Source organism: Pedobacter sp. HMWF019 (genome assembly GCF_003061025.1).
Lineage (GTDB): Bacteria > Bacteroidota > Bacteroidia > Sphingobacteriales > Sphingobacteriaceae > Pedobacter.
Window position 1 is genome coordinate 1 of sequence record NZ_QAIL01000252.1, and the last position, 9297, is coordinate 9297.

General features: G+C 39.6%; 13 protein-coding genes and 1 pseudogene. 7 read left to right on the top strand and 7 right to left on the bottom strand.

The window, feature by feature from the left end:
- Positions 1–203, bottom strand: a 203-nt coding sequence (locus DBR11_RS30170; protein ID WP_233260762.1) for a hypothetical protein, incomplete at its 3' end; no start/stop codon positions are given.
- Between the two features lie 252 nt (positions 204–455).
- Between DBR11_RS30170 and DBR11_RS14545 the strand changes: the two genes are divergently transcribed.
- The gene (locus DBR11_RS14545; RefSeq protein ID WP_108553386.1) at positions 456–1418 is read left to right on the top strand and encodes an alpha/beta fold hydrolase; all 963 of its coding nucleotides are present in this window, start codon (positions 456–458) and stop codon (positions 1416–1418) included.
- 124 nt (positions 1419–1542) lie between these two features.
- Here the strand turns inward: DBR11_RS14545 and DBR11_RS14550 are convergent, their stop codons facing one another.
- The 3 genes from DBR11_RS14550 to DBR11_RS14560 are packed head-to-tail and all read right to left on the bottom strand — an operon-like array spanning position 1543 to position 3709.
- A complete protein-coding gene (locus tag DBR11_RS14550; protein WP_108553387.1) occupies positions 1543–2793 on the bottom strand; it encodes an RNA polymerase sigma factor in 1251 nt (416 codons plus the stop codon).
- A 52-nt stretch (positions 2794–2845) separates the two neighbouring features.
- Positions 2846–3175 (bottom strand): YciI family protein, encoded by a 330-nt coding sequence (locus DBR11_RS14555; protein ID WP_233260763.1) that lies wholly within the window; start codon positions 3173–3175, stop codon positions 2846–2848.
- Between the two features lie 60 nt (positions 3176–3235).
- On the bottom strand, positions 3236–3709 hold the full coding sequence (locus DBR11_RS14560) for a carboxymuconolactone decarboxylase family protein (RefSeq protein ID WP_108553388.1): 474 nt from the start codon (positions 3707–3709) through the stop codon (positions 3236–3238).
- Between the two features lie 154 nt (positions 3710–3863).
- On the opposite strand from DBR11_RS14560, the gene DBR11_RS14565 reads away from it, so the two are divergent.
- The 5 genes from DBR11_RS14565 (at position 3864) to DBR11_RS14590 (ending at position 7087) form a co-directional block, all read left to right on the top strand.
- Complete coding sequence (locus DBR11_RS14565; RefSeq protein ID WP_108553389.1) at positions 3864–4256, top strand: hypothetical protein; 393 nt, start codon at positions 3864–3866, stop codon at positions 4254–4256.
- A 255-nt stretch (positions 4257–4511) separates the two neighbouring features.
- Entirely contained in the window at positions 4512–4979 is a 468-nt protein-coding gene (locus DBR11_RS14575; protein WP_146186543.1) for a hypothetical protein, read from the top strand.
- Between the two features lie 179 nt (positions 4980–5158).
- The gene (locus DBR11_RS14580; protein WP_108553392.1) at positions 5159–5734 is read left to right on the top strand and encodes a Crp/Fnr family transcriptional regulator; all 576 of its coding nucleotides are present in this window, start codon (positions 5159–5161) and stop codon (positions 5732–5734) included.
- Positions 5735–5768: 34 nt separating this feature from the next.
- Positions 5769–6614, top strand: coding sequence for an AraC family transcriptional regulator (locus DBR11_RS14585; protein WP_108553393.1), 846 nt, complete (start codon positions 5769–5771; stop codon positions 6612–6614).
- Positions 6615–6694: 80 nt separating this feature from the next.
- Positions 6695–7087 (top strand): nuclear transport factor 2 family protein, encoded by a 393-nt coding sequence (locus DBR11_RS14590; RefSeq protein WP_108553394.1) that lies wholly within the window; start codon positions 6695–6697, stop codon positions 7085–7087.
- Between the two features lie 234 nt (positions 7088–7321).
- Here the strand turns inward: DBR11_RS14590 and DBR11_RS14595 are convergent, their stop codons facing one another.
- On the bottom strand, positions 7322–7747 hold the full coding sequence (locus DBR11_RS14595) for a DUF6194 family protein (RefSeq protein ID WP_108553395.1): 426 nt from the start codon (positions 7745–7747) through the stop codon (positions 7322–7324).
- 177 nt (positions 7748–7924) lie between these two features.
- Here DBR11_RS14595 and DBR11_RS30635 point away from each other — a divergent pair.
- Positions 7925–8008 (top strand): annotated as a pseudogene (locus tag DBR11_RS30635) (winged helix-turn-helix transcriptional regulator); the annotation flags it as partial.
- A gap of 66 nt (positions 8009–8074) precedes the next feature.
- Here DBR11_RS30635 and DBR11_RS14605 read toward each other — a convergent pair.
- Positions 8075–8644 carry a dihydrofolate reductase family protein gene (locus tag DBR11_RS14605; RefSeq protein WP_108553396.1) on the bottom strand — a complete coding sequence of 190 codons (570 nt, stop codon included), beginning with the start codon at positions 8642–8644 and terminating at the stop codon, positions 8075–8077.
- A 63-nt stretch (positions 8645–8707) separates the two neighbouring features.
- Entirely contained in the window at positions 8708–9112 is a 405-nt protein-coding gene (locus DBR11_RS14610) for a hypothetical protein (RefSeq protein WP_108553397.1), read from the bottom strand.
- Positions 9113–9297: the final 185 nt, after the last annotated feature.

Consider the following 9297-nt stretch of genomic DNA (forward strand, 5'->3'; position numbering starts at 1 on the left):
AAATTGATCTCTTTTACATTAGATAAGTGGGATGCAACGGCATCAGTAAATTCTTTCGCAGTAACCCCATCAATAGGGAAGACTAATGTAAAATGCGGTTTGATAACCGAAAATAATTTATCATGCTTTTCACGACAAGTCTCAACCAAATGATTATCGTCTGCAGATAGTATGGGGTATGCGATTAAAGCAAAAGCCATCATTTTAAATTTTATCAGCAAATGAAAGAATTTTTCTTTGAAATCAGCACTTGGTATCCCGCAATTCCATTCATAAATTACTGTTCACACTTTTGGTTGAGTAATACACCAACCTTTAATCCATAAACCATTCGTTTTTATCATTTGTCAATGTTTCGGTTATTCTTTACAGATAGCTTTGCACAGGATATCTCAGCGATTAACTGTTTAACTGAATTTAAAAAGCCTGGATATAAAATCTAACAAAATACTAAGATGAAAAACAATAATAATTATACCATATACGAAAAATTAACCGAACAAGGCTTGCTCTCAAATGAAGATCAACCAAGCTTGAAGAGTCGGCTTATCGTTGGCCTGCTACGTCTCCTTCCCATTAAAAAGCGATTGGCGTCAGCTGCAGCCGTTCAGCAACAGGTACGCAAATTAATATTGCGACCGGCACCTTACGGCCCTGCCGGACTTGGGTCTGATATTGCGGTGTCTTTGAAGAATGTGGCAGGATGGCCGGTGTATTATACGGCACTTTCTGAAAATCCAGAGAGCGGAGACCATGTGGTTTTTTTGCATGGTGGTGGCTATATTAACGAGATCGTTCGTGCGCATTGGCGCTTTATCGATTATTTGAATCGTAATGCCCGTGTCCGTTGCATCGTTCCCATATATCCTTTGGCTCCCCATGCTACTGCAAAGGATGTCGTTCCCGCAATGGGAGAACTACTGCGGAAGATACTGGCGGATGCCGGTTCAGCAAAAGTTACGGTGATCGGAAATTCCGCCGGTGCCGGACTAGGACTGGCCGCGACGCAATGGTTACGGGACAATGGGCATAACCAACCGCAAAGGCTTGTGCTCATCTCTCCCGGAATAGATGCTTCGATCAATCGGCCGGAACAACAGGAAATTGCCGATCGCGATCCCATTCAGGCGATACCAGGTGTTATTGAAGTTGGGCGCTTGTATGCCGGTGAGCTAGATGTCACCCACCCATATGTTAGTCCGTTAAATGGAGATATCGGCGGACTGCCACCAATGACAGTATTTTCCGGTACGCTTGATCTTCACTATCCCGCGAGCATTGATCTGGCCGTAAAGGCACGGGCGGCAGGCGTACCCATCGATTTCCATTTAAAAAGGGACCAGCCACATAATTATGCGGCGATGCCCACTCCAGAAGGGAAACAGGCACGGGAGCTTATTTTAGCATTATTGAAATAATTATCCCAACAAGCCAAGTACCTCACGTAGCATCGCAAAATAGTTAAGCCAAACCGGCAAGCTGGAAACCCTGAAAAAATTTTCCATTTCATGAAGATGAAGTAGACGCCAATATCTTACTCCTTTATTGTTTTACAACAGGAGGAAGTTTTCTGATTTTTTCCTGAATAGCCGTCCTTTCCGTTTGAGTTTTCGCTAATGCGTAAGAACGCAGAAAACTTTCTCGTGCTTTTTCCAGGTCACTATTTTGATAAAGTTCACCCAACAGGCTGAAATAAAAATGGTTGTTTCCCGGGTTCAGCTTTTCGGCTTCAATTAATGCGAGTTCCCAACCCTCCACTTTATATAGCGCAAAAATCCGATTAAGAGCAACTGCTGGTGAATAATTGACAAGCAACAACTGGGTATAGAGTTTTAAAATGGCTTCCCATTTTTCTTTGGTATCCACTTTTAAGCAATGCCAATAAGCTATCTGTGCCTCGATATGATAAGAACTCATTTCATTGCCCTGTGCAGCATAATCCAGATAATGAACCCCTTGGTTAAAAAGTTCCACATCCCAAAGTTTTTCATTCTGCTGCGCATAGGGTATAAAATAACCATTTTCCGTTTGCCGTGCGTTGAAGCGCGAAGCATGAAAACACATCAACGCGACCAGCGCATTTGTTTTGGGGAGATTAGTTTTCTCATAATTGGTCAGCAATAGTCCCAATTGCAGCCCTTCCCGGCACAATTCCTTTCGTAGGATCTTGTTTTGTGTTCGAGAATAATAGCCTTCGCTGAAAAGCAGATAAATAATATGCAGCACATTATCAAGCCTGTTAGAGATTTCCGTTTCTGATGGCAATACCAGTGTTACGTTTTCGGATCTCAGTTTTTCTTTTGCACGGTAAAGTCTTTTATTGATCGTTTCCTTATTAGTGAAAAAAGCCTCGGCGATTTCATCAATGCTAAATCCGCATAAGATGCGCAGGGCCAGGCCCACTTGTGCTTCACTGGCGATCGCTGATGTGCAAATGGCAAAGATCATGGCTAACTGACTATCTTTTATATTTTGCGTAGAAAAGTCCAGTTCAATAAATTCCAGAGTGGGCTCCTGCAGTTCAGGGATGATTTCTACCGATTTAATTCCCAATCGTTTATTTCGCCTTAAATAATAAAGCGTTTTCTGTTTAGCCACGGCATATAGCCAAGCTGCCGGGTTTGCGGGTATCCCCTTAATACCCCAGGTTTCAGCGGCCTGCAAAAAGGTTTCACTTACCAGGTCTTCCGCCATTTCAATATGCTCCAAGCCAAAGCTGTTGCTGATAACAGCTACCATCTTGGTGAATTCCTGCTGAAATAAGTTTTTTAGATCGCCCTTTACCTGCTCCATAAGTAATAACGACCCTTCCCTGATTCCGGGAAGGATGGTATATAAAAATTTATTAATTAAATACTGGTCTGATCTCTACGCTGCCGCCGCGCTTAAGTATAGGGCAACCATGTGCCACTGTCGTGGCATCATCAAGGCTAGCCGCTCTGATCACCACAAAACTTCCCAATATTTCCCTAACCTCAACAAAGGGGCCATCGGTCACAATTCCGCCGGTTTTAAGCACCCTGCCGGACATATCAAGCCTAATACCTTTATCAACTAACCGTCCTTCGGCAGATATCGCGCCTGCCCAGTCAGCCCATTTCTGGCTTAATGCAGCCAATTCATCAGCTGACAAATTTGCTGTAGTCAAACCCTGGTTGCCTGAATAGCAATGCAAATTCTTTCATTTTTCTGCGTTTTATTTAAAATTAGGTTTTATCCTGCTAAATTTTCATAATTATTTAACCGCATGAACCCCGGGTTTATAAGTACCTACAGCTTCAATATTTGGGAAAGCAAGATTTACACGATTGAAGCCATTGATGGCAATAACAGCTAAAGTAAGGTCAATTAACTCCTGTTCGCTGAATTGCCTGAGTGCGGCTTCGTATATTTCGTCTGATACCGCACCATTCAGTTTCGTTAGAGCTTCAGCCCAGGCTAAGGCTGCACGTTCACCGTCAGTGTAAAACGGGGCTTCACGCCATGCAGGTAAAACATAAAACCTTTGTTCAGTTTCGCCCAGTTCGCGCAGGTCTTTGGTATGCATATCCAGGCAATAGGCACAGCCATTTATCTGTGATACGCGGTAATAAACTAGTTCCAACAACGATTTCTTAACAGGAGACGTGGCTAGGTAAGCACCCATTCCATACATCGATTTCATTATTGCAGGCATCCCTTTTTCGGCAACATTGATTCTTGGTTTCATTCGACTTTTATTTAAAGTTTAACGTTATCCTAATAATGCTCGAGAACAGAAAAATTGGACATTAGTGTTGATAAAATTTTGTACTTAAAAAATAAATTCAATCAAACCTGTCCAATTTATAAGGCTCCTAGCATTATTGAGGTAAAAAAACAACATGGAAAAAAACTTCATCATGCTCATCGGAGGACTGCTGTCTTTATCCGCAGCATTTGAATGCAAGGCACAGAATATCAATGCAATTCGAAAAGAAATCGAAAAAGATAATGCCCTTTATTTCGATCTGTTCAAAAAAAGAAGCATAAAAATCGTTGAACTTTATACCGATGACGGCAACCTGCTTCCACCAAATGCCTCGGTTGTTCGCGGAAAACAAGCACTGATCAAAGACTTTACGGATACTTATGCATCCAATCAGGTCAGCGGTGTTAAATTTTTTACGCAAAATGTATATGGTAAAGAAAGTAATTATATTATAGAGGAAGGAAGCTGGCAGGTATTTGGGACGACCGGGAATGTGATCGATAGCGGAAAATATATTAAGCTTTGAAAAAAAACGAATGGAAGCTTGAAAATATACCGGGATATTTTTAATAGTGACAAAAAAGCTAGCGAACGCAATTATTAACCAATATCAACATGGTAAAATCATTTCACGCCCTGTGCTTGACTGTATGCCGCAGCTATCCGCACTGGCCATTTGGCTGTTGGATAACAGCTAAAAAATTTTCTTACGCTTGTCCAATTTTCATTCTTTGAAGCATTATTATGTAAAATCAATTTTATCATCTTTAAATTATTCAATATGTCAATTTTTCTCACCTTTCTGATGCTGCATTTAATAGGACTTGTCCTCATGGCAGGTACAACACTGATCAATTTTGTTAATTACCAGACATTCTGGAAACTTTTTGAACATCAAAACGAAAAGGCCACTGGCGTACTCTCCATTACTGCCAGATTGCCAAGACTGATAGGTATCGGAGCGGCATTGCTCGTTTGCACAGGTATTGGTATGATCGCTTTAACCCATGGAGTATTGGCACAACAATTATGGTTCCGAATCAAATTTGTACTCGTTCTTTTACTGATCGCCAATAATATATTTAACGGACGCGAACTTGAAACAAAACTTAGCAATATGATCAGCGGTAACGCGTCTGACCTATCGTCACAGGCATTAAATTTAAAGGACAGACTACGAACTTATTATCTTTTACAGTTGGGCATTTTTCTGATCATCATTTTCCTTAGCGCTTACAAATTCAATTAACAGCTAGCATGTGATGTCGGACAATTTTGATCGTATACTATAGTTTAAAACAAACGTCAATTGCCACTGTTAATCGTACGAAACAGGGATATTTATGGTAATATAAACGCAGAAATTTTGATAAATTTGTGGCTTAGCGTTACGCCTTTATTCGCGTGACGGTAATTTAAATAAGAGCCATGCGAAATAGTGCAGATTTCTTAGCGCGATTTTTAGAAGGTGAGGATACTTTTCCGACAGAAGAAACCTTGCTGTCCTCCAAATTCAAGCGTATAAATGTCAAAAAGAACAGTCTCCTTCTTACTTCTGGCGAGGTTTGCCAATACGCTTATTTTATCAGTTGTGGGTGCTTAAGGACATATTTTATCAATGAAAAAGGCGAAGAAAAAACACGCTACATTGCTTTTGAAAATAAATTTGTAAGTGCTTTTGCAAGTTTCATTACACAAGCACCATCATCAGAATATGTTCAAGCGTTAGAAGACTCCGTTTTATTAAGAATAAGCCAAGTTGACTTTTATAAACTTGTGGATACCGATCCTGTTTTTACTTTGCTTTATAGGCAATCTTTAGAACAGGCGCAGATCTTTGCCACCTGGAGAATTGAAACAATGATCAACATGACGGCCAAAGGAAGATATGAAAATTTGCTAGAGCGAATGCCACAAGTCATTTTACGACTATCTAATAAGCATGTTGCATCATTTTTAGGTATAACACAAGAATCATTAAGCCGGCTAAAAAAGAGGGAATGATTGAGATTGTTTTTTTATCATCTAAATTTATAATATGAGTAAAAAGGCAACTGACCTACCAATTTTGAATCTCGAAAGCCAAACCTTTTCAGGTTTATATATCCGTAATCTGGAAAACCAAGTTAGTCAGCTATCTCTGAACACCCTACATCGGGACGATTATTTAATCTTTCTCTTACAGATTTCCGGAGAGAGCGTCCTGGAAATTGACTTTTTCAAAAGTATATTGCATCAAAGCAGTATTTGCTACATTTTACCCGGAAGTGTGCACCAATTATTGTCGGTAAACACACCAAAAGGTTGGTTACTGGCGGTAAACAGTGACCTGATCGATGAGCGTTTCCGGTCAATATTACTGGAAGGCAATGCAGGAAGTCCAATACCGATCGACCCCGATATAATCTCACAATTGGAAAGTATTCTATCGGTCATTTATCAGCAACACCGTATTAAAACGCATAAAAGCTTCACGGTGATGAGCCATTTGGTTTCCGCTTTTGCCGGGATACTTTGTACTGGTACCTCACTTCATATGGATGCTCACGCTGCAGACAGAAACTCCGTTATTGTTACGCAATTTAAAAGCCTGCTAAGGAAACACTATCGTCAGGAAAAATCACCGTCCTGGTATGCAAGTCAGTTAAATTTATCCACATCATATTTAAATGAGTGCATTAAATCCGCTACCGGGAGCACAGTGAGTACCTGGATACAAAAGGAGATTGTACTTGAAGGAAAACGGCTCCTGGCATTTACAAAATATAGCACAAAAGAAATTGCCTATGATTTAGGATATAACGACCCCGCATATTTTAACCGGCTATTTTTAAAACTCACAGGAACAAGACCAGCTGCGTTTAGAAATAATCACCATAAATAGTACATGTTTTTCCCCTAATCAGACCTGTTTCCTAATTGACAAACACTGTTATTTTGCATTAAAAAACAAACTACATTCCAATGAAAAATAACAAAGCAATCTTCAAAGAACTATTCCAGGACATGTTCGCAAATCAGGTTTACAATGAATCTGTAATCTCCCACTATTTCACACCTGAATATCGCCAGGAAGTGGATGGCAAAATTCTTATCTACGAACAGTTTTGTAAACACATCATGGTTCAGAAAGAAGTTGTTGCATCAATGACTTTTGAGTTTCAAACACTCATTGAAGAACGGAATATCCTTTTTTCAAATCATATAGCAACCATAAAGATGAAGAATGGCGAAAACCTGGAAATCAGGATTATTGGTGAATTTCATTTTATAAATGGTAAAATCAATTATTGTAATGAACTGACACATATGATCAGTGGTGATTCAAGCAATAAAGATTTAGGCTCCAGACATTAAGGATAGACCCGAAGTAATTTTCATATTTGATTGTGTTGTAAGAGTTGTGCCCTTTTCAATTTGGCTGGATACATACTCTTTCCCATTCAAGGTATAGAACGCCGAGTCCTTGAGTAGTTCTAAAGAATTTTCATGTTCCAGTACATTAGTTTCCAAAACTATAAAAATTAACTACTTAAAAAAGGCGATTGAACGTAAATTTATGTTTACGTTAGCCACCACCCAGGAAATAAACTATTTCATCCTTTTAACAGTCAGGCCATAAGCTATATCAAGATGTTTTTTTAACATTAGCAGATTATCCTTACCCGGGTTCACGATACACAACCAATACATTGCTCCGTAAATGGGATGAGGCATCACGACGTTCTCAGTCGTGAAATCTATTCCAGAGTCTACATACGCGCCAATACCTTTCTTTAACGCAACACCATCAAAAGTTGTGGAGAATGAAGCCTTGTCAATACCAATATTCAATCGAAAGAACCCCTCCCTGTTCAACTGAGATGCACTGTCAAACTCGTTGTCACTGGTAACGATAGTTGCAAAAGGCATCATCTTCTCCTGGTCATACATAAAGAAAAGATCACCATTTGCTTCGGTAACGTTTACATTTTTAAAATTAGATAAGATATACGCAGTAATTTCCTCGATGGTCATAATCAATTTTGCTTGTGGTTAAATTGTAAATATCTGTTGCTAACTTTAGATTTGCAAGTAGTTATCTCTTTGTACAAGAGTAACAAAAGGTAAAATTTCACTGATTTACAGCATTTTAAATTTTCGATGCAGCAAAATAAAATGGAGACCTGTCCCTTTCTGGAAGCAATGGATTTGATGACGGGCAAATGGACTACGACGATCATCAATACACTCATGGCCGGTAAAATGAGGTTCAAGGTACTGGAAAGATCAATCCCCGGCATCAACACGGTATGCTGGTTAAAGCGCTCAAACAATTGGAAAAAACGGGAATCGCAAAAGAAATCATCCGGCAAAATCGGATTTTCCATTTATTGGCTCATAGTAAAGCATTACTGCACCACCACTAAAAACCTTGGTTTTTATCAGTTTAAGGATAGTTCTCTTTTTTATATTTTCAAACAACGGCAAACCGCTTCCCTCAACAACAGGGTAAATACAAAGTTGGAATTCATCAATCAAATTAAGTTTAATGAGCTGTACAATCAAACTCCGGCTGCCAACAAAAATAGGCCTGCCTGGTTGTTGCTTAAGCTCTAAAACCTCTTCTTCAAGGCCCCGGTTGGCCAGCTTTGCACTATCCCATCCTATATTTTTCAGCGTGTGGGAAAAAACTATTTTTTGAATTTTATCTATCGCCACAGCAAAGTCGTCCATTGTTTTTTCACCCGAAGGACCTTTCACCATAGGTTGCCAATATTCCATAAGTTGATAGGTTATTCTACCATATAGAATTACATCTCCCTCATTCAACAGATCCGTATAATGTTGATGTATTTCTTCATCTGGAATCCCTGCCGTATGGTCGCAGAACCCATCAAGCGTCATGTTAATTGCTGCAATTACTTTCCTCATATAGTAAATTTACCGTATCACACTGAAATACGCAGGGTTGAATTATGACAAAAGCAATGGCAATCACGACAAAGGCAAAAATGTTTCATGTAAATCCAGCCATTCTAAACGCCCTTCTTCACTAAGAACAAATAAAGCCGTCGAAATCCGCTTATTATCTGCCCCTCCACCAGTTTGGGTTTCTACATACTCCATCAATATTGCTCCCTCCTGTTCAAAACGCAGCTTAATATCTTTAACTTCCAATACAATTCCCGGTTTCGCAGCATATACAGAAGGTAACCAGTCTCCCAAATCAGCTCGGCCCTTATATGCTCCCGTCGGACTGATCATCCTGAAATTTAAATGAAACTTCTTCAAAGCCAGCATTTCTTCTTTTTCTTCCGGGCTCATCTCTCCCCTAAACCATTTTTCAATCTGTTCATGAAAATGAACAATTTCATATCTGGCCAATTCATTTAAATTCATAATTATAAATACTTATTGTTTTTCAATTTTATCCCATAATTTTACGGCTACATTGTCTGCAGCTTCCAATACCCTGCCTTCGGGTTGACAGCCTTTTAAGGCTAATACATCTTCCTCAAAAATACCCTGACGCAGTTGAGCTGAATTTTCGGCAAGCCGTCCTTTTATTGCCGATGGAATAAGGA

Excerpts from the sequence above, each read along its gene's own strand:
- DBR11_RS14575 (WP_146186543.1), top strand. The coding sequence starts at position 4,512 with ATGTCAATTTTTCTCACCTTTCTGATGCTGCATTTAATAGGACTTGTC.
- DBR11_RS14550 (WP_108553387.1), bottom strand. The coding sequence starts at position 2,793 with ATGGAGCAGGTAAAGGGCGATCTAAAAAACTTATTTCAGCAGGAATTC.
- DBR11_RS14545 (WP_108553386.1), top strand. The coding sequence starts at position 456 with ATGAAAAACAATAATAATTATACCATATACGAAAAATTAACCGAACAA.
- DBR11_RS14580 (WP_108553392.1), top strand. The coding sequence starts at position 5,159 with ATGCGAAATAGTGCAGATTTCTTAGCGCGATTTTTAGAAGGTGAGGAT.
- DBR11_RS14565 (WP_108553389.1), top strand. The coding sequence starts at position 3,864 with ATGGAAAAAAACTTCATCATGCTCATCGGAGGACTGCTGTCTTTATCC.
- DBR11_RS14590 (WP_108553394.1), top strand. The coding sequence starts at position 6,695 with ATGAAAAATAACAAAGCAATCTTCAAAGAACTATTCCAGGACATGTTC.
- DBR11_RS14585 (WP_108553393.1), top strand. The coding sequence starts at position 5,769 with ATGAGTAAAAAGGCAACTGACCTACCAATTTTGAATCTCGAAAGCCAA.
- DBR11_RS14560 (WP_108553388.1), bottom strand. The coding sequence starts at position 3,709 with ATGAAACCAAGAATCAATGTTGCCGAAAAAGGGATGCCTGCAATAATG.
- DBR11_RS14605 (WP_108553396.1), bottom strand. The coding sequence starts at position 8,644 with ATGAGGAAAGTAATTGCAGCAATTAACATGACGCTTGATGGGTTCTGC.
- DBR11_RS14610 (WP_108553397.1), bottom strand. The coding sequence starts at position 9,112 with ATGAATTTAAATGAATTGGCCAGATATGAAATTGTTCATTTTCATGAA.
- DBR11_RS14595 (WP_108553395.1), bottom strand. The coding sequence starts at position 7,747 with ATGACCATCGAGGAAATTACTGCGTATATCTTATCTAATTTTAAAAAT.